Genomic DNA, 24,152 nt, shown 5'->3' with positions numbered 1-24,152 from the left:
CGGCTCCGTGACGCGCGCTTTCATCTGCGGCTGCGCCGGCCTCGCCCTCACGCGGGAGGAGAAATCCTTCCTGCGCGAGGCGCAGCCCTGGGGCGCGATCCTGTTCAAGCGCAATGTCGCCTCGCGCGAGCAGCTTTGCGCCCTCGCTTCGGAAATCCGCGAGCAGCTCGGCGACGACGCTCCCATCCTCGTCGATCAGGAGGGCGGGCGCGTCCAGCGTCTCGGGCCGCCGGTCTGGCGCGCCTATCCGTCCGCCGCCGCCTTCGAGAGGCTGCGGCGCGCGCCCGAGGAGACGGCCCGCCTCGTCCGGCTCGGCGCGCGGCTCATCGCTCATGATCTGCGCGAGGTCGGGATCAGCGTCGATTGCCTGCCGGTGCTCGACGTCCCCGTCGACGGCTCCCATAATATCATCGGCGACCGCGCCTATAGCCGCGAGCCTTCCGAGATCGCGCGGCTCGGCCGGGCGGCGGCCGAGGGGCTGCTCGACGGCGGCGTGCTGCCGGTGATCAAGCATATTCCCGGACACGGCCGCGCGCGGGCCGACAGCCATCTCGAGCTTCCCGTCGTCGACGCCCCGCGCGCCGAGCTGGAGGCGCAGGATTTCATTCCTTTCCGCGCCGACGCCGATCTGCCGCTCGCCATGACCGCCCATGTCGTCTACACGGCGATCGATCCGGAGCGGCCGGGCACTCTGTCCAAGGCCGTCGTCGAAGGGATCATTCGCGGCGTCATCGGCTTCGACGGCCTGCTGATGACCGACGACATTTCCATGAAAGCGCTTTCGGGCGGCTTTCGGGAGCGCGCCGAGACGGCGCTCGCCGCCGGCTGCGACGTCGTCCTGCACTGCAATGGCGCGCTCGACGAGGCCCGCGCCGTGGCGGAAGGGGCGGGCGATCTCGCCGGCCGGGCGCTGGAGCGGGCCCGCGCGGCGCTGGCGCTCATCGGCGCGCCCGAGGATTTCGATCCTGTGGACGGCGCCCGGCAATTCGACGCGGCTCTTGCGGCCGGCGTCTGAACGGCCCACTCTCTGCCTTTCCCGTTGGCGGGGGGCGTGAGAGGACGCCGTGAGGCGAGATGGCGCAGGATTTGGCTTTCGACATCGCCGGCGAACATGAGCGCGCCGAGGCGGAGCCCGCCTTCCTCGTCGATGTGGATGGTTTCGAGGGCCCGCTCGATCTGCTGCTCGAGCTCGCCCGCCGCCAGAAGGTCGATCTGGCGCGCATCTCCATTCTGGCGCTGGCCGAGCAATATCTCGCCTTCGTCGAGGAGGCGCGGCGGGTGCGCCTGGAGCTCGCCGCCGACTATCTGGTGATGGCCGCCTGGCTCGCCTATCTGAAATCGCGGCTGCTGCTGCCCGAGCAGCCCAAGATCGGCGAGGAGCCCTCCGCCGCAGAGCTCGCCGCCGCTTTGGCCGACCGGCTGCGCCGCCTCGAGGCGATTCGCGCCGCATCGGACAAGCTCCAGGACCGGGCGCGGCTCGGTCGCGACATGTTTTTGCGCGGCGGCCCCGAGGGGGTGGAGACGACGACCGCCGCGACCTATACGGCGAGCCTCTATGATCTGCTGTCGGCCTACGCCCGCCAGCGCCAGAAGCATGCGGTGTCCCGGGTGACCTTGCGCCAGCGCAACGTCTGGTCGCTGGCCGAGGCGCGCGAGACGCTCGAGCGGCTCGCCGGAATTGCCGCCCAATGGACCGCGCTCGACGATTATCTGTTGGATTATTGTGTGGATATTCAAACGGCGCGCACCGTTCGCGCCTCGTCTTTCTCGGCTTCGCTCGAAATGGTGCGGGAAGGGCGGTTCGATATCCGCCAGGACCGCGCCTTCGCGCCGATCTGGCTGAGGCGACGCGAGGCGGAGCTGGACCGCGAGCCTTCAGGCTTCGAGGAAGCCTCGGAATAGCGAGCCTGACAGACGGGCGAGCCGGAAGGCTCGCGGTCCGATGGCGAGGGGAGAAAAAATTTGGCGCAAGCCTTGCGACCCATCGAATTATTCGACAACGAGCCGGAGATCTCCCGCGAGGAGGCGGCGCTGCGCGAGGCGGCCCGCGTCGCCGAGGCGCTGCTCTTCGCGGCCAGCGAGCCGCTGGAGGAGGCGGAGATCGCCCGCCGGCTGCCGGACGGGACCAATGTCGAGGCCGTGCTGGCGCGGCTGAAGCAGGATTACGCCGACCGCGGCGTGACGCTGACGCGGGCGGGGCGCAAATGGTTCTTCCGCACCGCCGCCGATCTCGGCTGGGTGCTGGCCCGCCGGCAGGTGGAGCAGAAGAAGCTCTCCCGCGCCGCGCTGGAGACGCTGGCAATCGTCGCCTATCACCAGCCGGTGACGCGCGCCGAGATCGAGGACATCAGAGGCGTCGCCGTGGCCAAGGGCACGCTGGACGTGCTCCTGGAGACGGGCTGGATTCGCCTGCGCGGCCGCCGCCGCGCGCCCGGCCGGCCGCTGACCTATGGCACCACCGATGGATTCCTGATGCAATTCGGCCTCGAGCAGATCGGCGATCTGCCGGGCCTCGAGGAGCTGAGGGGCGCGGGCCTCTTCGACGGCCGTCTGCCCAAGGGCTTCGACGTGCCGCAGCCGACCGACGACGCCGCGCTCAAGGAGGACGAGGAGCCTCTGGAGGGGGAGGCGGAAGTGGAGCTCGCGCTCGACTATCTGCGCGAGCCCGACGCGCCGGAGGAGCCGGAGACGCTCGAGGATTGATGCGCTTTCACGGCGTCTCGCGGCGAGGCGCGCAAATCCTATCGGCGCAGTCGGACAATTCCGCCCGCGAGCCGGTGATCCAACTTGTTTTTGCGCGTCCGCCGTCCTAGGTTCCGGGATACTTCGGGGCTCCGATCGTTGCGGGTTCCTGGACAGTTTCGGTCGGCCTCGCCGGCCCACGAAGACGAGTGGAGGTTCGCGCCATGGGCGGTCTGTCGATCTGGCACTGGATTATCGTCGGCGGCGTGGCCTTCATCCTGTTCGGCGGGCGCTTCAAGATTTCCGATGTGATGGGCGACGTCGCCAAGGGCATCAAGGCCTTCAAGAAGGGCCTCGCCGACGACGAGACCGAGGCCAAGGCCGAGGAGCCGTCGAAGTCCCTGGAGCATCAGCCGCTCGCGAATCAGGTCCACGACCTCCATCACGCCGACAAGCCGGTCGAGGCGAAGAAGGCCTGACGTCTCCCTTTTTCCTCGTCGGCCGAGCGCAGGCTCAGAAGAGACCATGTTCGATCTCGATCCCGGAAAGCTGATCGTCATCGGCATCGTTGCGCTCGTCGCGATTCCGACCAAGGATCTGCCGCGCGTTCTGCGCCAGATCGGCCAGGTGACTGGGCGCATGCGCCGCATGGCGGCCGAGTTCCAGGGCCAGTTCATGGACGCGATGCGCGAGGCCGACCTCACCGATATCCGCAAGGATTTGAAGGGGGAGGTCGATTCGGCCTTCGCCGGCGTCGGCAAGGACGTCGCCTTCGATCCGCTCAGGCAAGCCCGCGAGCAGATCATCGGCGCGATCGAGGGGCCGCCGGCCCCGCAGCCGAGCGACGAGCGCGAGCCCGAAGCCGCGCACGAAGAGGCGGTCCCCGCTCCGGCGGCGCATGAAGACGCGCTCCCGCCCGCCGCGCTCGAGGCGGAGCCGGCGAGCGAGGCCGGGACGCCTCCTGAAAGCCCGTCGAAATGAGCGACGCCGACATAGACGCCACCAAGGCGCCGCTCATCGAGCATCTGATGGAGCTGCGCGAGCGGCTCATCCGCGCGCTGCTCGCCTTTCTGGGCGCTTTCATCCTGTCCTTTTTCTTCGCCAAGGACATTTATAATCTGCTGGTCGTGCCCTACACGATCGCCGCGGGGCCGGAGGCCAAGCTGATCTACACGGCGCCGCAGGAGTATTTCTTCACGCAGATCAAAGTGGCGATGTTCATGGCGGCCTTCGTCTCCTGTCCGATCGTTTTCGGGCAGCTCTACGCCTTCGTCGCGCCCGGCCTCTACAAGCACGAGCGCGCCGCTTTTCGGCCTTATCTCTTCGCGACGCCGGTCTTTTTCGCGCTGGGCGCGCTTGTCGTCTATTTTTTCGTCATGCCCAATCTGCTGCATTTCTTCATCTCGATGCAGCAGGCCAACGAGCCCGGCAAGGCGCAGATCGAGCTGCTGCCGCGCGTGTCGGAATATCTCTCGCTGATCATGACTCTGGTGCTCGCTTTCGGCGTCGTCTTCCAGCTGCCGGTGGCTTTGACGCTGCTCGGACAGATCGGCGTCGTCTCGTCGAAATTCCTGGCCGAGAAGCGTCGCTATGCGATCGTCCTCGTCTTCATCGTGGCGGCGGTGCTGACCCCGCCGGATGTGTTCAGCCAGCTGGCGTTGGCCATTCCCGGACTGCTGCTCTACGAGGCGTCGATCATTTCGGTGCGCTGGATCGAGAAGAAGCGGGCGGCGGAGCAGTCCACGACGACGGCTTGACCCCTTCTCGCGCATGCGGGAGAAGGGCCCTCATCCGACCCTCGCTGACGCGAGGGCCACCTTCTCCCGCAAGGGGAGAAGGGGCGGCCGACGTTTCGCGAAAACAAAGGGCGCGCTCTCTTCTCCCATTTCGGGAGAAGGTGGCCCCGCGAAGCGGGGTCGGATGAAGGCCTCGCACCAGCGGCGGATGAATTCTCATGTACGACATCAAATGGATTCGCGATAACGCCGCCATTTTCGACGCGGGCCGCGCACGCCGGAACCTCGAGCCTTTGTCCGAACGCCTGCTCGCCCTCGACGACGAGCGCCGCGCGGCGATCGGCGCCTTGCAGGCGGCGCAGGAGCGGCGCAATGCGGCGTCGAAAGAGATCGGCCTCGCCATGCGCGAGAAGGACGCCGCCCGCGCCGAGGCGCTGAAAGCCGAAGTCGCAAAGCTGAAGGAGGATTTTCCGCAGCTCGAGCAGAAGGAGCGCGAGGCGAGCGCCGCGCTGGATAAGGCGCTGTCGGAAATCCCCAACACGCCGCTCGAGCAGGTTCCCGAGGGCAAGGACGAGCACGACAATGTCGAGGTTCTGCTCTGGGGCGAGCCGCGCAAATTCGACTTTACGCCGAAGGAGCATTTCGACATTGGGGAAGGCCTGAAGCTGATGGATTTCGAGAGCGCGGCCAAGCTCTCCGGCGCGCGTTTCGTCGTGAACAAGGGGGCGATGGCGCGGCTCGAGCGCGCGCTCGCGCAATTCATGCTCGATCTGCATACGGATCAGCATGGCTATACCGAGGTGGCGCCGCCGCTGCTGGTGCGTGACGACGCGATGTTCGGCACGGCGCAGCTGCCGAAGTTCCGTGACGACCAGTTTTCGGTGGCCGCCGGTCGCGGCGATGGCCAGTCGGACGAGCCGACGAGCGACTATTGGCTCATCCCCACCGCCGAAGTTCCGCTCACAAACCTCGTGCGCGAATCCATCCTCGACGAATCGCAGCTCCCTTTGCGCTTCACCGCGGGCACCTATTGCTTCCGCGCCGAGGCCGGCGCGGCGGGGCGCGACACGCGCGGCATGATCCGCCAGCATCAGTTCTACAAGGTAGAGCTCGTCTCCATCACCACGCCCGAGCAATCGCTCGAGGAGCATGAGCGCTTGACCGGCTGCGCCGAGAAAGTGCTGCAATTGCTCGAGCTGCCCTATCGCAAGGTGACGCTCTGCACCGGCGACATGGGCTTCGCCTCGCAGAAGACCTACGACCTCGAGGTGTGGCTGCCGGGGCAGGGGAAATATCGCGAGATTTCCTCCTGCTCGGTCTGCGGCGATTTCCAGGCCCGGCGCATGAACGCGCGCTTCCGCCCCGCCGAGGGCAAGGCGACGCGTTTCGTGCATACGCTCAACGGCTCGGGCGTCGCGGTCGGCCGGGCGCTGGTCGCCGTGCTGGAGAATTATCAGGAGGCCGACGGCTCCGTCACGGTTCCGAAGGTTCTGCGTCCCTATATGGGCGGGCTGGAGCGAATCGCCGCGGCGAGGTAGCTGGGGCGTGACCCTTCTCCCGCGCGCGGGAGAAGGTGGCCCTCGCGTCAGCGAGGGTCGGATGAGGGTCCTTCCGCTATGCTCGTCGCTTCGTGTCCTTCGAGTCTCTGAAGACACGAAGGACCCTCATCCGACCCCGCTTCGCGGGGCCACCTTCTCCCACGAGTGGGAGAAGGAATCGCGCCCGCCGATTGCTATAGTCCTTCGAGAACGAGTGACGATGCGCATCCTCATCACCAATGACGACGGAATTCACGGCGTCGGCCTCGCGCTCGCCGAACGCGTCGCCCGCACGATCAGCGACGATATTTTCGTCGTCGCGCCGGAGAGCGAGCAATCGGGCGTCGCGCACTCGCTCTCCATCAATGATCCGCTGCGGCTGCGCGAAATCTCCTCGCGTCATTTCGCGGTGAAGGGCACGCCGACCGATTGCGTCATCATGGGCGTGCGCAAGCTGCTCGCCGACAAGCCGCCGGATCTCATTCTCTCCGGCGTCAACTCGGGGCAGAATCTCGCCGAGGACGTCAGTTATTCCGGCACCATCGCCGGCGCCATAGAGGGCACGCTGCTCGGCATTCCCTCGATCGCTCTGTCGCAGGTCTATGATTTTTTCGCCGGCCGCCAGCACATTCATTGGGCCTGCGCCGAGACTCATGCGGCGTCCATCATCCGCCGGCTCGTCGGGACGGGCATTCCGCCGGGCGTGCTGATGAATGTCAATTTTCCCAATTGCGCGCCGGAGGAGGTGACGGGCGTCGCCGTCACCATGCAGGGCCAGCGCAGCAATGATCTGATGCATATCGAGGACCGCAAGGACGGTCGCGGCATTCCCTATTATTGGATATCCTTCCGCCGCGGCAATTTCACGCCGGGGCCGGGCACCGACCTCGAGGCGGTCGAGGCGAATAAGATTTCGGTGACGCCATTGCGCCTCGATTTCACCGACCATCCGACTTTGACGCGGCTCTCCGCCGCTTTCGAATAGGGGCCAAATGGAGGAGCGCGCCGGCGAAGGACAGTCGATCGAGGCTCGCGCGGCGCTTCTCCTGCAATTGCGGCGCGCCGGCGTGCGCGACCTCGCCATCATGCGCGCCTTCGAGACGACGCCGCGCGCGCTGTTCGCGCCGTATCGCTTCCGCGATCTGGCCGCCCGCGACATGGCGCTGCCGATCGGCTGTGGCCAGACCATGCCGGCGGCCGCCGATCTCGCGCGCCGGCTGGAGGCGCTGGCCATAGAGCCGCATCATCGCGTGCTGGAGGTGGGGACGGGCTCCGGCTTCGGCGCCGCGGTGCTGTCGCGACTCGCCCGCGAGGTGGTGACGATCGAGCGTTTCGAGACGCTGGCGATCGAGGCGCGGCGGCGGCTCGCCGAGCTCGCGCTGGCCAATGTCGAGGCGCGCTTCGGCGACGGCCTCGCCATGGAGGAGACGCCGGGCTTCTTCGACCGTATCGTGCTGCATATGTCGTTTCACCAGCCGCCGCAGGCGGTTCTGGCCGCGCTCGCGCCCGGCGGCGCCGCGGTGTTCGGCCGTTTCGAGCCGCCGGCCGCCGATGACGCGCCTCCCTCGGAGCGGCTGCGCCTGACGCGTCGCCAGGCCGATGCGCTGTGGAGCGAGACCGATATCGGTTCCTGCTGGCTCGGCTCGGCGCTCGCCGGGCGCGCCAAGGCGCTGTGAGCGCACGCATTTACCTAAAATCCTCGATGCGCGGGTGAACTCGCATTCATCTTAAACGCTCCCTTAACCGGCCTGTGGCTAGATGAATGAAGTGAAGTGCGTTCGAGTGTAGGTCGCGTCATGGCAATTGAGCGTCGTATTTTTCTATCGCGGGTCGCTAAGCGGCTCATGTTCGCAGCGGGCGCCGCCGGCCTGCTCGCCGGTTGTTCGGACGCTTCCCGCTTCGCCGATCCTTTCAACAATCCGTTCCAGGATTCGGCGCCCGTCGGCCGCGTCGATCGCGCGCCGACCGGGACCAATCCTGTGCGCCGCAGCGTCGTCGAGCAGCGTCCGCTCGCGCCGCCGCAAGCGGTCGCTCACAACGCCCCCGTCGCGGCGCCCGCCCCGGTCGCGGCTGCTCCGACTCCGGCTCCTGCTCCTGCTCCTGCCCCTGCCCGCGTCGCGGGGGCCTATAATCATTGGAGCGCCGAGGGCGGCACGCCCGTCGTCGTCGCCGAAGGCGAATCGGCTGGCGTGATCGCGACCCGCTATGGCGTGCCGGTCGACGCGCTGCTGCGCGTGAACGGGTTCGGCAAGGCGGCCGAGGTGCATCCCGGCTCGCGGCTGGTGATCCCGATCTATCGCGCTTCCGTCGCCGCTCCCGCGTCGGCGCCCGCTGCGGCGCCGGTCGCTCCTGCGCCCGTCCATGTCGCCGCGCAGCCCAGGCCGCAGCCGTCGCAGCCGGCGGCCAGGACCGCGGATATCCGCGATCGCAAGACGGATAAGAAAGCAGCCGCTCCGGTCGAGCCGAAGAAGAAGACGTCGAGCGTCGAGCCCGCGCCTGCTCCGGCGAAGCTGGCGGTGGTCGAGCGACCGCGTCCGGCGCCCGTCAAGCAGGCGCAGGCCGCGGTCCCGGTCGAGCCGAAGCCGGCAAAGCCCGCGCCGAAGCTGGCCGAGGCGAAGCCCGCGCCCAGGCAGATCGCGCAGGCGCAGGCGCAGGCGCAGGCCGCCAAGCCGGCGCCCGCGCCGAAACAGGCGGAGGCCCACCCGGCCCGCGCGCAGCTCGCGCAGCGGACGAAAGAGGCCGAGCCCGTCAGGTCGGAGCCCGTCAAGTCCAAGCGCCTCGAGGCGAAGCCCGCCGAGCCGCAGCGCAAGCTCGCGCAGGCCGAGCCCGTCCGCAAGGCGGAGCCCGAGGTCCGCGCCGAGAAGATCGCCAAGAAGAAGCCCGAGCCCGCTCCCGTAAAGGAGCGAGAGATCGCCCGCGCCGCGCCGCAGGCCGAGAAGCCGCAGAAATTCGCCGAAGCCGCGCCGGCTCCGCAGCGCAGCATCGACAAGACGCCGACCGCCTCGATCCCGCCGCAGGCGCAGCCGGCCGAGGAAAAATCCGCTCCCGTCGCGTCTGCGCCGGCCGCCGCCGACGCGCGTCCCGAGTTCCGCTGGCCGGCGCGCGGCCGCATCATTCAGGGCTTCAACAATGGCGGCAATGACGGCATCAACATCTCCGTGCCCGAGGGCACGCAGGTGAAGGCGGCCGAGGGCGGCGTCGTCGCCTACGCCGGCAGCGAGCTCAAGGGCTATGGCAATCTGGTGCTGATCCGCCATCCCAATGGCTTCGTCTCCGCCTACGCCCATAATGGCGAGCTCGATGTGAAGCGCGGCGATCAGGTGAAGCGCGGCCAGACGATCGCCAAATCCGGCCAATCGGGCAATGTCGGCTCGCCGCAGCTGCATTTCGAGCTGCGCAAAGGTTCGACGCCGGTCGATCCGACCGGCTATCTCGCGGGGCTGTGACCTCGTTCCGCGAAGGAATCTCGGGCGTTCGCGAGACACAGCGCCAGAGTCGGGCGACGGGCCGCGCAAGCGCCGTCGCCCGTTTTCTTTTTGCGCCAGAGCCTCTATAGGGACGTCCGGGTTGGGCGATAAGGGAAAATTCGGCAGTGAAACATCTCATATCTCTCGCGGCGGTTCTTCTCTGCACGACGCCGGCGCTCGCCGTCGATCCGACCGGCATTCCGATCTGCGACACGCTGCTGAAGCGCTATGAGGAATGCTCGGTCGAGCTGCCGCGCGCCAATATTCACGCCGCGCAGAAGGAGCTGCTCGAAGGGGCGATGAGCCTGCGCGCCAACGCCGCCAATCCCGAGCTGCGCCCGAGCCTCGAGAAATTCTGCGCCGACACGTTCGAGGCGATGAAGGCCTCGAGCGAAATCAAGGCCTGCATGGCGAAATAGGTTGGCGAAACAGGCGTCGATCGACCGACCGCGCCGAATCGCGTCGGGTCGATCGCGCCTTCACGAGATCAGTGGATCGGTATGGTGATCGTGCTGCGCAGAGCCGATTCCGCGGCGAAATAGCCGTAGCATTCGGCCGTATGCAGGGCCGTCCAATTGTTCACGGTCAGAAAATCGGACCTCGTGTCGTAAGTGTGATCGCCGATACGGTCGGGACTCTTGACGCCGGGGCCGACGAAATGCGCGAGCTCGTGAATGATCGTCTCGAGCATGTAATTGTCGGTCTTCGTCAACAGCTGCCCGACCGGAAAGAAGATCGTGTCCTCGCGCAGATCCTTGCGGCCCTTGTAATTATCGTCGCCGGAAAGCCGCGGCTTGCCGTCCGGGCGGCGCGCCTGCCAGCCGCCGTAGAATGTGTAGGCGACATAATTGAGCGCGGCGAGCGTTCCGTCGGCGGGGTCCGGCTGGAAATAGCCGACCCCCCAGCCGAACATCGGCGCCTGCAGCAGCGAGTGGGTGATGACGGTGTTCATGGAATCGTAGATGCGCTTGGCTTTTTGCAGCTGTTGCAGCTTGGTCGCGTTGGAATGATTTCCCGAATGGAAATATTTGTCGAAGAGACCGAGTTGCGATTTGCCGATGTCGTGCAGCGAGGGAAACGGATCGCTGCGGCCGGGCGGCCCGCGGCGCACGAAGTCGGACGCCATGTCGATATTGAGCTGCGCCATCGTGATCCAGTGGCGCGCGCGCGGCAGCAGCAAGCCGATGCGCTCGACGAATTGGGCGTTCTGCGCCGCCGTGGCCTTGGGCGGCGGCGTGGGGGCGGGGCCGCCTTTGGCCGGCGCGCTCACGCCGCCGCTCTGGCCGTTCAGCGCGTGGATCGTCGGGCCGTCGGGATCGATGCGGCCATCCGCCCAGCCGAGCTTGCGCGTCTGATATTTCTCGATCGCGGCGATGGTGAGCGGTCCGACGAATCCGTCCACCGCGAGCTTCAAGGTCGGCCCACCATCGGCCGAGCTCACATTGTTCAGGGCGGCTTGGATGGTGCGGACGTCATTGGGGAGATTGCGCCCGCCGCGGCCGACGGAGCCGTCGATCGCAATGCCCGGCGCGGGCGGAGGGTCGCAGCAGGAGCAGCCGCCATTCGATAGTTTCATGAGAACGTGCTGAGCCATAATGGATTCCTTTTCGAGCGCTATTCGAAACGAGAATGTCCTGTCGGCAGCCGTCGGAGCGGCGACGAGCCCTAGGTATTGCAACCGATACCGGCCCCGCCGCTTTCGCCCTAGGCTCTGGAGCGTCGGGACCCGGCGAGCGGCGGGGGTCGTTTCAGCCATATTATCCCGGCTGTTTCGCCTGTGTGTGCGGAGCCTCACATTCGACGCGGATCGCGAGCCGGTCTAGCGCCGAGCCTGCGGCGCACCAGATATGATTGTCATGCGCTCACTCTGTCTGCGTTGGCTGCCGAATTTCATCACGATCGGGCGTCTCGTCCTGACGCCGGCGGCGATCGATATGATCGTCGGCGAGCATTGGCGCGCCGCTTTCATGATTTTCGTGCTCGCCGGCGCATCGGACGCGCTCGACGGCTGGCTGGCCAAGACCTTCGATCTGCGCACCGAGCTCGGCGCCGTGCTCGATCCGATCGCCGACAAGGCGCTCATCGTGTCCATCTATGCGACGCTGGCGATCAAGGGCGTGCTGCCGCCCTGGCTCGCGCTGCTGGTGATCTCGCGCGATGTGATGATCGTCGGCGCGGTGTTCGTCACCTGGCTGCTGCGGCGGCCGATGGATCTCAGCCCCTTGCCGGTCTCCAAGGCGACGACGGCGGCGCAGCTTTTGCTCGCGGCGCTCGCGCTCGCCGGCGAAGCCTTCGTTCTTCCGCTCGAGGGGACGACGAGCTTCGTCTCGGCCGTGGTCGCGGCATTGACCGTCGCTTCGGCGGCCGTCTATCTCTGGCGCTGGGTCGAGCTGATGGGGCCGGACGATGTCGGAGCGTGAAATGGAGTCGGCGCGCATTCCGGGCGGTCTCGGGCTCGAGCGGCAGCTCGCGCTATGGGCGGCGGCGATTCTCTTCGTCTTCGCGGCGTTTTATTTTCTGAGCTCGGTTCTCGCGCCGTTCCTGGCGGGGCTCGCGCTCGGCTATCTGCTCGATCCGGTCGCCGATCGGCTGCAGACGCTCGGCTTCTCGCGGCTCGGCGCCTCGCTCGTCATATTGACGGTGTTCGTCGTTCTGGCGGCGATGATCGTCGTGCTCGTGGCCCCTGTGCTCACCCGGCAATTGACCGAGTTCATCGAGAGCCTGCCCGGCTATCTCACCACTCTGCAAGGACTGCTCACGCGCGTCAGCCGCGAGGCGACCGGCGACTTCGTGCGCAGCATCTATGAGAAGCTCGGCCTCCCGACCACGGATGCTTCGCTCGACACGCAGAAATATGTGAACGACCTCACCGGCGAGGCGGCGCGAATGGGCGGCGCCTTCCTGAAGTCGCTGGTCTCGGGCGGCGCGGCGCTGGTCAATATGGCGTCGCTGGTGGTGATCACGCCGGTCGTCGCCTTTTATATCCTGCTCGATTGGGACGATATGGTCGCGACGCTCGACCAGCTGGTGCCGCCGCGCCATCGCGACGATGTGCGCGCCATCGCGCGCGACATAGACCGGGCGCTCGCCGGCTTCCTGCGCGGCCAGGCGCTCGTCTGTCTGTTCCTGGGCCTGTGGTACAGCATCGGCCTGTCGCTGATCGGCTTGAATTTCGGCTTCCTCATCGGCGTCAGCGCGGGCGTGCTGAGCTTCGTGCCCTATGTCGGCTCGATCACCGCCTTCGTCCTGTCGATCATCGTCGCCACGGTTCAGGGCTGGCCGGACTGGCGCCTGCCGGCCATGGCGGTGGCGATCGTCTCCACGGGCCTGTTCCTCGACGGCAATGTTCTGTCGCCGCGGCTCGTCGGCGGCTCGATCGGCGTGCATCCGGTGTGGCTGATGTTCGCTCTGCTCGCCGCCGGCTCGTTGTTCGGCTTCACCGGCCTGCTGCTGGCGGCGCCGGTCGCTGCGGCGCTCGGCGTGATCCTGCGCTTCATGGTGCGGCGCTATCGCCGGAGCGCGCTGTTTCTGGGACCGGCCGCGCCGGGGGAGAGCTGAGCCCATGCCCGGCGCAGGCGATGCACGCCGCGGCCCCGCCCAGCTCTTCTTCGATCTGGCCGGCGAGCCGCGCTATGGCGAGGCGGATTTTCTGATCTCGCCGGCCAATCGCGCGGCCTTCGAGATGATCGGGCGATGGCCGGACTGGCCGGACAGCGCCCTGCTGCTCGTCGGTCCGCCGGGCTCCGGCAAGACGCATCTCGGCGCGATCTTCGCCCGTCGCAATGGCGCGATTCTGGTCGCTCCGGGCGAGATTCCCGAGCCCGGCCGGCTCGCCGGCGCCACCGTCCTGCTCGACGGGCTGGAGGAGGTCGCGGACGAGACAGCATTGTTTCATTTGATGAATTTTATTCGCGAGAGCGGCGGGTCGATGTTGATCTCGTCGCGGCGGCCGCCTTCGGCGCTGAAAATCGCGCTTCCCGACCTATTGTCGCGTTTACGTCGTGCGCCGGTCTTAGAAATCGGCGCGCCGGACGATTCCCTGATTCGCGCGGTGCTGGAGAAGCTGTTTCGCGACCGCCAATTGGCGGTCGAGGCGACGCTCGTGGATTATGTCGCGCTTCGGCTGGAGCGCTCGCTCGAGGCGGCCCGCGCCTTCGTGCGCATGATCGACGAGGAGGCGTTGGCGCGCGGCCGGCCGGTCACGCGCGCGCTCGCCGGCGAGCTGCTCCAGCTTCTCGACGCGTCGCGCGGCGCATGAGGGATTACGTGTGGCGGAAAATCTGTCAGAATCGCGCCGGCGCGCGAGAGGTGGAAAAGCATGACGAAGCACATCCAGGACAATCTCGAGGCCGAGCGCACCGGCGCCGACATTCCCGTCATGGACAAGCCGGGCGATCTGTTGGACCGGCCCGACGAGCTCGCCGCCCTGCCGCAGCGCTTCATCAATCGCGAATTGTCCTGGCTCGAGTTCAACCGCCGCGTTCTCGAGGAGGCGTCCAACCGCAATCATCCGCTGCTCGAGCAGCTGCGCTTCCTCTCCATCTCCGCCAACAACCTCGATGAATTCTTCATGGTGCGCGTCGCCGGCCTGCGCGGCCAGGTGCGCACCGGCGTCGCCACTCTGTCGCAGGACGGGCTGACGCCCGCCGAGCAGCTGGTGAAGATCAACGAGCGCGTGGCGCTGCTCACGGCCGCCCAGACTCGGCGCTGGCGCGAGCTGCGCGGCGAGATCGAGGATGTCGGAATCGTCCTCGTCGAGCCCGGCCATCTCTCCAAGGCCGATCGCGATTGGCTCGAAGAGCATTTCATGTCGCGCATCTTCCCGGTGCTGACGCCGCTCGCCATCGATCCTGCGCATCCTTTCCCCTTCATTCCCAATCTCGGCTTCACTCTGGCGCTCGAGCTGGTGCGTCCGGGCGATCGCAAGATGCTGCATGCGCTGGTGCGCCTGCCCTCCAAGATCGAGCGCTTCGTGCGCCTGCCGAGCGCGCATGGGGCGGGACAAGGGACCGGGCATTCGGCGGGGCAGGGGCGTGAGCGCTTCATGCTGCTCGAGACGCTGATCGCCATCAATGCGCAAAGGCTCTTCCCCGGCTATCAGCTGCGCGGCCAGGGCATTTTCCGCCTCATTCGCGACAGCGATCTGGAAGTGGAGGAGGAGGCGGAAGATCTCGTGCGCCTGTTCGAGACCGCGCTGAAGCGCCGCCGCCGCGGCTCGGTGATTCGCCTCGAGGTCGCCGCCGACATGCCGGAAGCGCTGCGCGCCCTCGTCGCCGAGGAGCTCGACGTCGGCGAGGACGAGATCTTCGTGCTCGACGGCATGCTGGCGCTGAACGATCTGTCCGAGCTCGTCGGGCTCGACCGGCCGGATCTCAAATTCAAGCCCTACACGCCGCGCTTTCCCGAGCGCGTGCGCGACAATGGCGGCGATTGCTTTCTGGCCATCAAGCAGAAGGACCTCGCGGTCCATCACCCTTACGAATCCTTCGACGTCGTCGTGCAATTCCTGCAGCAGGCGGCGCGCGACCCCAATGTGGTCGCGATCAAGCAGACGCTCTACCGCACCTCCTCCAACAGCCCCATCGTGCGCGCTCTCGTCGAGGCGGCGGAGGCCGGCAAATCGGTGACGGCGTTGGTGGAGCTGAAGGCGCGCTTCGACGAAGAGGCGAATATCCGTTGGGCGCGGGATCTGGAGCGCGCCGGCGCGCAAGTGGTGTTCGGCTTCATCGAGCTGAAGACGCATGGCAAGCTGTCGATGGTGGTGCGGCGCGAGGGCGGCGCCATCGTCACCTATTGCCATGTCGGCACCGGCAACTACCATCCGGTGACGGCGCGCATCTACACCGACATCTCTCTGTTCACCGCCGATCCGGCGATCGGCCGCGATGTCTCGCGCATCTTCAATTTCATCACCGGCTACGCCGAGCCGGCCGGGCTCGAGCGCATGGCGGTCTCGCCCATCTCGCTCAAGACGCGGCTGCTCGAGCATATCGAGCAGGAGATCGCCTTCGCCAAGGCCGGCAAGCCGGCGGCGATCTGGGGCAAATGCAACGCTCTCGTCGATCCCGAGATCATCGACGCGCTCTATCACGCCTCTCAGGCGGGCGTGTCGATCGAATTCGTCGTGCGCGGCATCTGCTGCCTGCGGCCCGGCGTTCCCGGGCTTTCGGACAATATCCGCGTGAAATCGATCGTCGGGCGCTTCCTCGAGCACGCCCGCGTCTATTGCTTCGGCGGCGGCCATACGCTGCCGCACGCCAAGGCTCACGTCTATATCTCCTCGGCCGATCTGATGCCGCGCAACCTCGACCGCCGCGTCGAGGTGCTGATGCCGATCACCAATCCGACCGTGCATCAGCAGATCCTGGATCAGATCATGCTGGCCAATCTCATCGACAACGAACAGAGCTATCGCGTCTTGCCGGATGGCTCGTCCTTGCGCATAACACCCCCCGAGGGCGAAGAGCGGTTCAACGCCCATAAATACTTCATGACCAACCCGAGTCTCTCCGGCCGTGGCAAGTCTCTCAAGGAATGGCGTCCGCGTTCGCTCCTCAAGCCGCGCGAGGACTGACGCGGCGGAGATCGAGGCCGCGTCGCATGCGGATTCGCACCAGCCCGTCGCGATCGTCGACATCGGCTCCAATTCGGTGCGCCTCGTCGCCTATGCGGGGCTGCAACGGGCGCTGACGCCGATCTTCAACGAAAAAGCCATGTGCGGACTCGGGCGTGGCGTCGTCACCACCGGCCGGCTGCCGGACGACGCCATTCGCAAGGCGTTGGCTGCGCTGCGCCGCTTCCGCTCGCTCTGCGAGATCATGGAAATCGGCAATATCGAGGTGATCGCGACCGCGGCGGCGCGCGACGCCGTCAATGGCGCCGCTTTTCTCGCCGCGGCGACCGAGGCGATCGGCCGCGAGATTTCGCTGCTGTCCGGCCGCCGCGAGGCGGAGCTCTCGGCGCTCGGCGTGATCTCCGCCATTCACGAGCCGGACGGCGTCGTCGGCGATCTCGGCGGCGGCTCGCTCGAGCTCATCGACCTTCATGACGGGGCGATGGGCGACGGCGTGACATTGCCGCTCGGCGGCCTCGCGCTGATGGACGCCGCCAGCCGCTCGACGCGCCAAGCGTCGCGGATCGCCCGCAAGGCGATCGACGACGCGCTGCCGCTGCAACGGCTCAAGGGCCGCGCCTTCTACGCCGTCGGCGGCACCTGGCGCGCGTTGGCGCGGCTGCATATGCGTCAGCGCAATTATCCGCTCGACATGATGCATAATTACCGCATCCCGACGAGCGATGCGGCCGAGTTCGCCAGCCTTTTGGAGCGCGTCGACAGCGATGCGCTGGCCGATATCGCCGCCGTCTCGACGGCGCGGCGGCCATTGCTGGCCTATGGGGCGATCGTGCTCGACGAGGTGATTCGCAAGGCGCGGCCCAAGGAGATCGTGATCTCGGCCGCCGGCGTGCGCGAAGGGCTGCTCTATGAGCGCCTGTCGGCGGAGCAGCGTGCGGCCGATCCGCTGGTCGCCGCGGCGCGCGAGCTGGAGCGGGCGATGGCGCGCGCGCCGGGCTATGGCGACGATCTCATCGCCTGGACCGATGCGCTTTTCGACTCGTCCAGCCTGCAGGAGACGGAGGAGGAGGCGCGGCTGCGCCATACCGCCTGCTTTCTGTCGGACGTCAGCTGGCGCGCCCATCCGGACTATCGCGCCAATCAGGCGATGAATGTGATCGCCAATTCGGCCTTCGTCGCCGTGGACCATCCCGGCCGCGCCTTTCTGGCGCTGGTCGCGGTGCTGCGCCACGCAGGTCCCGACAGCGAGAGCGCGCTGCCGGTGCGCGGCCTGATGTCGCCTCGATTGCTGGAGCGGGCGCGGGTGCTGTCGGCGGCGTTGCGCGTCGCCTATCTGCTGACGGCTGCCATGCCCGGCGTTCTGCCGCGCATTCCGCTCGTCGCGAATGGGGGAAGGCTGATTCTGTCCCTGCCAGGGGAATTCGCCGATCTCGTGAGCGAGCGGCTGGCCAGCCGCTCCAAAGCGCTCGGCCGTCTGATCGGAGCCGAGGCGGTCATAGAGGCGGCCGCCCCCGTCGACTGACGGAGGCGGCGCTTTTCACGTTTCAACAAGCAGCGCGCGGCGCGACGCGCTTCTCCATGCTCAATAAGCAGCGCGCGGCGCGACGCGCTCTTGCGCCGTCACCGTCATGGCGGCGGCGTCGGCCGTGCAGGCGAAGCGCAGCGTCTTGGCGACGGCCGTGTCGATATTGGCCGATTTGCCGCTGGAGATCGGCACGATGAGCCGCGTCGTCGCGGTCGCGGGAGTAGTCTCCTCGAGCGAGGGCGCGTCGAAGATGATCACCGTCAACCGGCAGGCGCCCTCGCCGCCGACGAAGTAGCTCAACACATGCTTCCGCCCAGCGTCGAAGCTGGCCGCGGCGAGCGGCTTCAGCGTCACTGGCGCAGCCGCCGGCCCATTGGGCTCGGCGTGCAGGGACACGCCCGCCGTGAGGCTCAGCACAGCGGCGAGGGCCAGAGCGAAGATGCGTTTTCCTGCTGTCATCATGGTTTCGTTCCTTCCAAAGTCTCGAATGGCGGCGCCGGCAAGCGCCTCGCCTGCGACCTCGATCCTTGACGCGCCGAAGCCGCGCCAAGTCCACGTTGCGTCGCAACATGACTGTATGTTGCAGCGCAGCAGCAGAATTTCAAGGCGCGGTTTGTCGCAGGCGCGGTTCTATAGAACCATTCGATTTTGCAATGAATTCAGACCGAAAAGTGAGTTGTGCATCGCAAAACGGACAGGCGCTGAATATGCTGTCGGGTTGGCGTCGAGCTACCCATCCCCACCCATAGGAATAGGGGTATCAAACGATCGAAGGGTGGGTAGGCCGCCTACCCGGCAGGCGGCCTCAGCGCGTGGCGGACTCGTCGATGTCCTGCCAGTCGAGGGTGACGACCTTGCCCTTTTCGACCGCCAGAGCCAGCTTACCGGCCTTGAGCTGCAGGGCTTTGTCGCCGAAGATGGTCCGCCGCCAGCCGGACAGGGCGGGCACGTCCGCCGCATCGTCGCCGGCCATCGCCTCGAGGTCCTCGACGGTGGCGATCATCTTGGTGGCGACGCCCGTCTCTTCGGCGACCTGCCGCAGCAGAACCTTGAGCAGCTCGACAGTGGCGCCGCTGGAGCTGCCGCGCTTCTCGCGCTCAATGCGCGGCAGAGTGGCGGGGTCGCGGGCGAGCGCGCGCTCCACGGCTGCGACAATATCGGCGCCGGAGCGCGAGCGCTCGAGCCCGCGCGGGAAGGCGCGCAGATTGCCGAGCGCCTCCTGCGTCCGCGGCGCGGCGAGCGCGATCTCGATCAGCATATCGTCCTTGAGCACGCGCGAGCGCGGGACGTCGCGGCCTTGGGCTTCGCTCTCGCGCCAGGCGGCGAGCTCCATCAGCACGGCGAGGTCGCGCGGCTTGCGCACGCGATGGCGCAAGCGCTCCCAGGCGTTCTCCGGGCTCTGCTCATAGGTCTCGGGCGTGGTCAGCGTGCGCATTTCGTCGGCGAGCCAGTCGAGCCGGTTGGAGCGCTCGAGCCGCGCGCGCAAATGGGTATAGATTTGCCGCAGATGGGTGACGTCGGCGATGGCGTAGTCGATCTGCGCCACCGATAGCGGGCGCCGCGACCAATCGGTGAAGCGCGAGGATTTGTCGAGGCTCTCCCTGGAGATGGCCTTGACCAGCTCGACATAGGAGACCTGATCGCCGAAGCCGCAGACCATGGCCGCGACCTGGGTGTCGAACAGCGGGGCGGGAATCAGCCGGGCGAGCCGCCAGACGATCTCGAGATCCTGGCGGGCGGCGTGGAAGACCTTGACCACGCTCTCATTGGCCATCAGCTCGAAAAAGGGCGTGAGGTCCAGTCCCTCGGACAAAGTGTCGACGGCGAAGGCCTCGTCGGGCGAGGCTAGCTGAATGACGCAGACCTTGGGCCAGAAAGTCGTTTCCCTCAAGAACTCCGTATCGACGGTGACGAAGGGATGACTGGCGAGACGGGCGCAGGCGGCGGCGAGATCATCGGTAGAGGTCAAGAGGCTCATCGACGTGCAGTCTTAGAGTACTTTTTTGTGGTCCTGAAGAGTCTCGATGCATGTTTTGGCGTCTTGTCGCATGTTTTCGACCGATTTTCTGATCCGAGGGGCTTTTCCGGCGGCAGCGGGGCCGCGCGGCAGCGCCAACGGAGCGCAAATCGGCCCGGCGTCGCAGCGCCGCGCGCCGGCTCCGATCGGTTGAGCTGCTTCACGAAATGCACTAAGGCCGCGGTCGCGAGGACGCAATCCGTCGCGCTGGTCCGGCGCCGAAGGTGGAATCGCAGGATTTCCGATTGCCCTCGAAGCGGCGAAATGAAATCATAGTGAAATGGTCAACAATAAGGAGCCCGTCGGCCACATGGCGCCCCTCGCTTTCGTCTCGACTCCGTTTCATTCGCCGCTCCGCCTCGCTCTGGCGGCCGCCCTTTCCCTCTTCTGCGTCGCGGCCGAGGCCAAGAGCGACGGCTGGGCCGGCTGCCGCGCCGCCGATCCCGACAAGCGCATCGAGGGCTGCGGCGAGGTGATCGCCCGCGGCGACAAGGAGAGAAAGCCCAATCGCGTGGCCGCCTTCGTCAATCGCGGCGGGGCCTATCACGCCAAGGGCGACTTTGACCGCGCGCTCGCCGATTTCGACAAGGCGTTGGAGATCGACCCCGATTCGGCCGTCGCGCTCGGCGATCGCGCCGCCGCCTATCGCGCCAAGGGCGATTTCGACCACGCCATCGCCGATTATGACAAGCTGGTCGCCGCGCAGCCGAAAGCGCCGGCCTATCTCGGCCGTGGCGGCGCCTTTCAGGGCAAGGGCGATCTCGACAAGGCCATAGCCGATTACGACAAGGCGCTGGAGCTCGACAAGAAATCCGTCGCGGCGCTGAGCAATCGCGGCCGCGCCTGGCGCGCCAAGGGCGATCTCGACCGCGCGCTGGCCGATTTCGACAGAGCGATCGAGCTCGAGCCCAAATCGGCGCTGTCCTATCTCAATCGCGCCGGGCTCTATCAGGCCAAGGGCGATCTCGACCAAGCGCTCGCCGATTACGACAAGGCGATCGCCAAGGACGGCAAGCTCGCCATCGCCTACAATAATCGCGGGCTGGCGCTGCACGCCAAGGGCGATTTCGACCGCGCGGTCGCCGATTTCGGCACGGCCGTCACGCTCGATCCCAAATATGCGCGCGCTATCCTCAACCGCGCCAACGCCTATCGCGGCAAGCATGATCTCGAGCACGCCAAGGGCGATCTCGAGCAGGCTCTGGCGCTCGATCCCAATCTCGCCGCGGCAAAGAAGGGCCTCGACGAGGTGACGCGGCAGCTCGCCGCCCGCGCCGCCGCGCCGGCGCAATGAGCGCGCGCCGAGGCGGTTCGCGCCTCGGCGAGCCCGGTCAGCTCGCGTGCGAGGGCGTCTCGTCTATAGCGAGGAAGAGGCGCTCGACGCCGGTTCCTGCGATCGGCGGCGAGCGATGCGGCAGAGCCGGGGCCTCGGCGGTCGCGGCCTTCTCGCCGCGCAGGATCGCGACCCAGCCGCGCTCGAGCCGGCGAACGGCCTCTTCGGCGAGCGGGTCCGCTCCCGGGCGCGGCGCGAGCCATTGCGTGCCCGGTCCGCGATAGGTGGTCACGAGGCGGAAGCGGACGAAATCGACGTGGAACAGACGACAGGCGTCGTCGGCGATCGTCTCGAGACGCACCCGAATCTCGCCCGCGCGCGTCGCCTCCCGATAGAAATTCGCGAGACGCATCACATCGTCCACCAGCCAATCGGCGAGCCATGCGGGCTCGAGGCCGGCGTCGGCCAAACCCAGCGCCAAGCCGCGCCGAATCGTCTCCGTTTCGCCGGTCACGCGCAAGCGTAGCGGGCTCGCGAGCGTCGTCGCATCCAGCGCCGCGACGATCCCCGGCTCCAATTCGCGCGGAAATAGGCCGATCGAGCGGGATTGCAGCAGATTGCGCGCCGCTCGCCGCGACACCGGCGCGGCGGCCTCGTCACGCAGCATCGGCGTTCTCCCAGGTCGGGAAGGGATCGTGCAGCGAGCGATAGGCGGATTCGTCGAAGCGCTTGGGCTTTTGCGGCCCGACGAGGCAGGCGTCGAGCGCCGCGCGGATCGCCGCCTCGTCCATGCCCACGCCGATGAAGACGAGCTCCTGCCGACGGTCGCCCCAGACCGCGTCCCAATTGCGCTCGAAATGGCTCTTCCAATCGGGATGGTCGGGCCAATGCTGCTTGGGAACGGCGATCCACCAATAGCCCATGGCGGTCACGCGGGCGACGGCGCCGGCGATCGAGAATTCGCCGACCCATTTTGGCCGCGTGGCGAGCCAGAAATGCCCCTTGGCGCGCACGAGGCCGGGCCAGGTCGCGTTGATGAAGGCGTTGAACTTCTCCGGATGGAACGGCCGCCGCGCCCGATAGACGAAGCTCTCTATGCCATATTGCTCGGACTCCGGCACATGCTCTTGCGGGCTGTAGAGCGCCTTGTGCCACAGCGGATGGCGCTGCGCCTTCTCCTCGTCGAAGAGGCCGGTGTCGAGAATGGCCTCCATGGGCGCCTGACCGAAATCGGTCTCGACGATGCGCGCATCGGCGTTGAGCGATCTCACCACCTTGCGCACCAGCGCCAGCCGCTCCTCGGACACCGCCGAGGCCTTGTTGACGACGATGACGTCGGCGAACTCGATCTGCTCCACCAGCAGATCGACGAGGGTGCGGTCGTCCTCCTCGCCCGCGACCTCGCCGCGGTCGCGCAGGAAATCATTGGAGCCATAGTCCTGCAGCAGGCTCGCGGCGTCGACGACGGTGACCATCGTGTCGAGCCGCGCCAGATCGGAGAGGCTGGCGCCATTCTCGTCGCGAAAGGAAAAGGTGCTGGCGACCGGCAGCGGCTCGGCGATGCCCGTGCTCTCGATCAGCAGATAATCGAAGCGGCCGTCCTCGCCGAGGCGGCGCACCTCCTCGAGCAGATCGTCGCGCAACGTGCAGCAGATGCAGCCATTGGTCATTTCGACGAGCTTCTCGTCGGTTCGCGACAGCTGCGCGCCGCCGTCGCGGATGAGATCGGCGTCGATATTCACCTCGCTCATGTCATTCACGATGACGGCGACGCGCCGGCCCTCGCGATTATTGAGCACATGATTGAGCAAGGTCGTCTTTCCGGCCCCGAGGAAGCCGGAGAGGACGGTGACGGGAAGGCGAAGGTCGGGGGTCTGATGAGGCATGGCGCGCCATATGTTATGTTATAACATATTATGGCGTAGCCGAGCGGGATGGCGGCGTCAAGCGGAGGCGAGGGTAAGCCGAGGAGTCGTTATTACGTTTCGCCTATGCGCGCTTGTCAATGCATGTCAAATAAGCTAAATTGCATTCATTAGAAGGATAAACACATGGAAAATAAGCTACTCGACATGTTTGATGAGGGATACCGAGAGGCCGGCATATCCCCGTCCGTTCGTGCTGAGGCATTCGACGATTTCTTGACGATGAAGTCGATTGCCGCCAAGCGGACATGGACCTTTGGGAATGGTCTGGGCGCGAACGCCGGCGCCGTTTGCATGGGGAGCCATTCTAAGGAGCTGGTTCGCAATTTGTGCGTGCGTGTCGATGCGCTCACTCTAGCGCAGCTCGACGCGGTCACGGACGTAATGGAGTGCTCGAAACAAGAATTCGTTTTGGAAGCCGTGTCGAGCGCTATTGCAAAGGCTACAGCTGCGTTGCGTTCGCAAGGCCTCGCTCAGCCTTTGGAGCAATCGCTGCGGACTCAGTTAGAGAAAGCAGAGTTGAGCTACGAATATTCCGACGATGAAGGTGGGACGCTGCGCTGTCGCGGCGAACTTATTCTCAATCGAGATTCCAGAAAGCATGAAAATACGGTCAATGCGGTCAGAAATCTGATCGCCAATGGCGAATAAATCGCGCCAATCGGCTCCGCTGCCCGGCGTAGCCTGCGCCCCTGGCGGCGAGCGGACTACGCTGAACGTTCGCGCCCGGCTCGTCGTAGAGGTTTCGAACCCGGGTAGACCTTAGGCGCTATGCGTTGGGCGAGGGGCTCTACTTCCCCTTGGCCGCCGCCAGCACCTCGGCCGCATGGCCGGGCACTTTCACCTTGCGCCACACTTTCTCGATCTTCCCGTCCGCGCCGATCAGAAAGGTCGAGCGCTCGACGCCCATATATTTGCGGCCATACATGCTCTTCTCGACCCAAACGCCATAGGCGGAGAGCATCTCCTTCGTCTCGTCGGAGGCGAGCGGGAATGTCAGCTCGTATTTGGCGCGGAATTTGTCGTGCTTGGCCGGCGAATCGGGGGAGACGCCGACGAGCGCGGTCTTCGCCTTGGTGAAATCGGCGCGCAGGCCGTTGAACTCGATCGCCTCCTTGGTGCAGCCGGAGGTGTCGTCCTTGGGGTAGAAGTAGAGCACCAGCTTCTTGCCGGAAAAGCCGGAAAGAGCGATGCTCTCGCCGCCGGCGCCGGGAAGCTCGAATGAGGGGGCGGCGTCGCCTTCGCGCAAGCCTGTGGATTTCTTCGCCTCGGTCACTGCGCCTTCCTTTCGTCTCATCCGCCGTTACAATCGGCAGCATGCAGAGGATGGCGCGCTCTGCAAGGGTTTCTGGTGAAAATCCCCGGTTGCGCGCCATACGAGTTGTGATCTTCTCGAGGCTGTGCAGATTCGGCGC

General features: G+C 66.5%; 24 protein-coding genes. 18 read left to right on the top strand and 6 right to left on the bottom strand.

The features are described 5' to 3' along the window. Positions 1-7: 7 nt before the first annotated feature. The 11 genes from nagZ (at position 8) to VIF40_RS20350 (ending at position 9,842) form a co-directional block, all read left to right on the top strand. Positions 8-1,015: a beta-N-acetylhexosaminidase gene (nagZ, locus tag VIF40_RS20400; RefSeq protein ID WP_331939354.1), complete on the top strand. Its 1,008-nt coding sequence runs from the start codon at positions 8-10 to the stop codon at positions 1,013-1,015. A gap of 59 nt (positions 1,016-1,074) precedes the next feature. Further along, positions 1,075-1,902: a ScpA family protein gene (locus VIF40_RS20395; protein ID WP_331939353.1), complete on the top strand. Its 828-nt coding sequence runs from the start codon at positions 1,075-1,077 to the stop codon at positions 1,900-1,902. Positions 1,903-1,962: 60 nt separating this feature from the next. After that, positions 1,963-2,703 carry an SMC-Scp complex subunit ScpB gene (gene scpB, locus VIF40_RS20390; RefSeq protein ID WP_331939352.1) on the top strand — a complete coding sequence of 247 codons (741 nt, stop codon included), beginning with the start codon at positions 1,963-1,965 and terminating at the stop codon, positions 2,701-2,703. Positions 2,704-2,906: 203 nt separating this feature from the next. Further along, positions 2,907-3,161, top strand: coding sequence for a twin-arginine translocase TatA/TatE family subunit (locus tag VIF40_RS20385; RefSeq protein ID WP_331939351.1), 255 nt, complete (start codon positions 2,907-2,909; stop codon positions 3,159-3,161). A 46-nt stretch (positions 3,162-3,207) separates the two neighbouring features. Next, complete coding sequence (locus VIF40_RS20380; RefSeq protein WP_331939350.1) at positions 3,208-3,663, top strand: twin-arginine translocase subunit TatB; 456 nt, start codon at positions 3,208-3,210, stop codon at positions 3,661-3,663. Continuing rightward, complete coding sequence (gene tatC / locus VIF40_RS20375; RefSeq protein WP_331939349.1) at positions 3,660-4,439, top strand: twin-arginine translocase subunit TatC; 780 nt, start codon at positions 3,660-3,662, stop codon at positions 4,437-4,439. The genes VIF40_RS20380 and tatC overlap by 4 nt, the downstream gene beginning before the upstream one ends. 197 nt (positions 4,440-4,636) lie before the next feature. Further along, entirely contained in the window at positions 4,637-5,956 is a 1,320-nt protein-coding gene (gene serS / locus VIF40_RS20370) for a serine--tRNA ligase (RefSeq protein ID WP_331939348.1), read from the top strand. A gap of 220 nt (positions 5,957-6,176) precedes the next feature. Continuing rightward, on the top strand, positions 6,177-6,941 hold the full coding sequence (surE, locus tag VIF40_RS20365; RefSeq protein WP_331939347.1) for a 5'/3'-nucleotidase SurE: 765 nt from the start codon (positions 6,177-6,179) through the stop codon (positions 6,939-6,941). 7 nt (positions 6,942-6,948) lie between these two features. After that, positions 6,949-7,632 (top strand): protein-L-isoaspartate O-methyltransferase family protein, encoded by a 684-nt coding sequence (locus tag VIF40_RS20360; protein ID WP_331939346.1) that lies wholly within the window; start codon positions 6,949-6,951, stop codon positions 7,630-7,632. A gap of 168 nt (positions 7,633-7,800) precedes the next feature. Further along, entirely contained in the window at positions 7,801-9,402 is a 1,602-nt protein-coding gene (locus VIF40_RS20355; RefSeq protein WP_331939345.1) for a LysM peptidoglycan-binding domain-containing M23 family metallopeptidase, read from the top strand. Between the two features lie 146 nt (positions 9,403-9,548). Next, on the top strand, positions 9,549-9,842 hold the full coding sequence (locus VIF40_RS20350; protein ID WP_331939344.1) for a hypothetical protein: 294 nt from the start codon (positions 9,549-9,551) through the stop codon (positions 9,840-9,842). Positions 9,843-9,910: 68 nt separating this feature from the next. Here the strand turns inward: VIF40_RS20350 and VIF40_RS20345 are convergent, their stop codons facing one another. Further along, positions 9,911-11,017: a hypothetical protein gene (locus tag VIF40_RS20345; protein ID WP_331939343.1), complete on the bottom strand. Its 1,107-nt coding sequence runs from the start codon at positions 11,015-11,017 to the stop codon at positions 9,911-9,913. A gap of 262 nt (positions 11,018-11,279) precedes the next feature. Between VIF40_RS20345 and VIF40_RS20340 the strand changes: the two genes are divergently transcribed. Genes VIF40_RS20340 through ppx form a run of 5 tightly spaced genes read left to right on the top strand, consistent with a single transcriptional unit; the run spans position 11,280 to position 17,519 of the window. Continuing rightward, entirely contained in the window at positions 11,280-11,843 is a 564-nt protein-coding gene (locus VIF40_RS20340) for a CDP-alcohol phosphatidyltransferase family protein (RefSeq protein WP_331939342.1), read from the top strand. 1 nt (position 11,844) lies between these two features. Then, complete coding sequence (locus tag VIF40_RS20335; protein WP_331939341.1) at positions 11,845-12,981, top strand: AI-2E family transporter; 1,137 nt, start codon at positions 11,845-11,847, stop codon at positions 12,979-12,981. A 4-nt stretch (positions 12,982-12,985) separates the two neighbouring features. Next, positions 12,986-13,681, top strand: a complete 696-nt coding sequence (locus VIF40_RS20330; RefSeq protein ID WP_331939340.1) for a DnaA ATPase domain-containing protein — start codon at positions 12,986-12,988, stop codon at positions 13,679-13,681. Positions 13,682-13,741: 60 nt separating this feature from the next. Continuing rightward, positions 13,742-15,997 carry an RNA degradosome polyphosphate kinase gene (locus VIF40_RS20325; RefSeq protein WP_331939339.1) on the top strand — a complete coding sequence of 752 codons (2,256 nt, stop codon included), beginning with the start codon at positions 13,742-13,744 and terminating at the stop codon, positions 15,995-15,997. Further along, positions 15,939-17,519, top strand: a complete 1,581-nt coding sequence (gene ppx, locus VIF40_RS20320) for an exopolyphosphatase (RefSeq protein WP_414684838.1) — start codon at positions 15,939-15,941, stop codon at positions 17,517-17,519. Before VIF40_RS20325 ends, ppx begins: the two co-directional genes overlap by 59 nt. A 60-nt stretch (positions 17,520-17,579) precedes the next feature. Here the strand turns inward: ppx and VIF40_RS20315 are convergent, their stop codons facing one another. Both VIF40_RS20315 and rnd read right to left on the bottom strand, forming a co-directional pair. Continuing rightward, a complete protein-coding gene (locus VIF40_RS20315) occupies positions 17,580-17,984 on the bottom strand; it encodes a hypothetical protein (RefSeq protein ID WP_331939338.1) in 405 nt (134 codons plus the stop codon). Between the two features lie 343 nt (positions 17,985-18,327). Further along, positions 18,328-19,500, bottom strand: coding sequence for a ribonuclease D (rnd, locus tag VIF40_RS20310; RefSeq protein WP_331939337.1), 1,173 nt, complete (start codon positions 19,498-19,500; stop codon positions 18,328-18,330). Positions 19,501-19,849: 349 nt separating this feature from the next. Here rnd and VIF40_RS20305 point away from each other — a divergent pair, with 349 nt between their 5' ends. After that, positions 19,850-20,833, top strand: a complete 984-nt coding sequence (locus VIF40_RS20305; protein ID WP_331939336.1) for a tetratricopeptide repeat protein — start codon at positions 19,850-19,852, stop codon at positions 20,831-20,833. 37 nt (positions 20,834-20,870) lie between these two features. On the opposite strand, the gene VIF40_RS20300 is transcribed toward VIF40_RS20305, so the two are convergent. Both VIF40_RS20300 and zigA read right to left on the bottom strand, forming a co-directional pair. After that, positions 20,871-21,479, bottom strand: coding sequence for a DUF1826 domain-containing protein (locus VIF40_RS20300; protein WP_331939335.1), 609 nt, complete (start codon positions 21,477-21,479; stop codon positions 20,871-20,873). Continuing rightward, on the bottom strand, positions 21,469-22,698 hold the full coding sequence (zigA, locus tag VIF40_RS20295) for a zinc metallochaperone GTPase ZigA (protein ID WP_331939334.1): 1,230 nt from the start codon (positions 22,696-22,698) through the stop codon (positions 21,469-21,471). The genes VIF40_RS20300 and zigA overlap by 11 nt, the downstream gene beginning before the upstream one ends. A gap of 165 nt (positions 22,699-22,863) precedes the next feature. On the opposite strand from zigA, the gene VIF40_RS20290 reads away from it, so the two are divergent. Then, complete coding sequence (locus tag VIF40_RS20290; RefSeq protein ID WP_331939333.1) at positions 22,864-23,388, top strand: hypothetical protein; 525 nt, start codon at positions 22,864-22,866, stop codon at positions 23,386-23,388. Between the two features lie 139 nt (positions 23,389-23,527). Here the strand turns inward: VIF40_RS20290 and VIF40_RS20285 are convergent, their stop codons facing one another. Further along, positions 23,528-24,034, bottom strand: a complete 507-nt coding sequence (locus VIF40_RS20285) for a peroxiredoxin (RefSeq protein ID WP_414684837.1) — start codon at positions 24,032-24,034, stop codon at positions 23,528-23,530. Between the last annotated feature and the right edge of the window lie 118 nt (positions 24,035-24,152).

The organism is Methylosinus sp. (assembly GCF_036560965.1).
Lineage (GTDB): Bacteria > Pseudomonadota > Alphaproteobacteria > Rhizobiales > Beijerinckiaceae > Methylosinus.
This window is presented reverse-complemented; position numbering and strand designations above follow the sequence as displayed.

Excerpts from the sequence above, each read along its gene's own strand:
- VIF40_RS20395 (WP_331939353.1), top strand. The coding sequence starts at position 1,075 with ATGGCGCAGGATTTGGCTTTCGACATCGCCGGCGAACATGAGCGCGCC.
- VIF40_RS20385 (WP_331939351.1), top strand. The coding sequence starts at position 2,907 with ATGGGCGGTCTGTCGATCTGGCACTGGATTATCGTCGGCGGCGTGGCC.
- VIF40_RS20380 (WP_331939350.1), top strand. The coding sequence starts at position 3,208 with ATGTTCGATCTCGATCCCGGAAAGCTGATCGTCATCGGCATCGTTGCG.
- tatC (WP_331939349.1), top strand. The coding sequence starts at position 3,660 with ATGAGCGACGCCGACATAGACGCCACCAAGGCGCCGCTCATCGAGCAT.
- serS (WP_331939348.1), top strand. The coding sequence starts at position 4,637 with ATGTACGACATCAAATGGATTCGCGATAACGCCGCCATTTTCGACGCG.
- surE (WP_331939347.1), top strand. The coding sequence starts at position 6,177 with ATGCGCATCCTCATCACCAATGACGACGGAATTCACGGCGTCGGCCTC.
- VIF40_RS20360 (WP_331939346.1), top strand. The coding sequence starts at position 6,949 with ATGGAGGAGCGCGCCGGCGAAGGACAGTCGATCGAGGCTCGCGCGGCG.
- VIF40_RS20355 (WP_331939345.1), top strand. The coding sequence starts at position 7,801 with ATGTTCGCAGCGGGCGCCGCCGGCCTGCTCGCCGGTTGTTCGGACGCT.
- VIF40_RS20345 (WP_331939343.1), bottom strand. The coding sequence starts at position 11,017 with ATGGCTCAGCACGTTCTCATGAAACTATCGAATGGCGGCTGCTCCTGC.
- VIF40_RS20340 (WP_331939342.1), top strand. The coding sequence starts at position 11,280 with ATGCGCTCACTCTGTCTGCGTTGGCTGCCGAATTTCATCACGATCGGG.
- VIF40_RS20335 (WP_331939341.1), top strand. The coding sequence starts at position 11,845 with ATGGAGTCGGCGCGCATTCCGGGCGGTCTCGGGCTCGAGCGGCAGCTC.
- VIF40_RS20330 (WP_331939340.1), top strand. The coding sequence starts at position 12,986 with ATGCCCGGCGCAGGCGATGCACGCCGCGGCCCCGCCCAGCTCTTCTTC.
- VIF40_RS20325 (WP_331939339.1), top strand. The coding sequence starts at position 13,742 with ATGACGAAGCACATCCAGGACAATCTCGAGGCCGAGCGCACCGGCGCC.
- VIF40_RS20315 (WP_331939338.1), bottom strand. The coding sequence starts at position 17,984 with ATGATGACAGCAGGAAAACGCATCTTCGCTCTGGCCCTCGCCGCTGTG.
- rnd (WP_331939337.1), bottom strand. The coding sequence starts at position 19,500 with ATGAGCCTCTTGACCTCTACCGATGATCTCGCCGCCGCCTGCGCCCGT.
- VIF40_RS20305 (WP_331939336.1), top strand. The coding sequence starts at position 19,850 with ATGGCGCCCCTCGCTTTCGTCTCGACTCCGTTTCATTCGCCGCTCCGC.
- VIF40_RS20300 (WP_331939335.1), bottom strand. The coding sequence starts at position 21,479 with ATGCTGCGTGACGAGGCCGCCGCGCCGGTGTCGCGGCGAGCGGCGCGC.
- zigA (WP_331939334.1), bottom strand. The coding sequence starts at position 22,698 with ATGCCTCATCAGACCCCCGACCTTCGCCTTCCCGTCACCGTCCTCTCC.
- VIF40_RS20290 (WP_331939333.1), top strand. The coding sequence starts at position 22,864 with ATGGAAAATAAGCTACTCGACATGTTTGATGAGGGATACCGAGAGGCC.
- VIF40_RS20285 (WP_414684837.1), bottom strand. The coding sequence starts at position 24,034 with ATGAGACGAAAGGAAGGCGCAGTGACCGAGGCGAAGAAATCCACAGGC.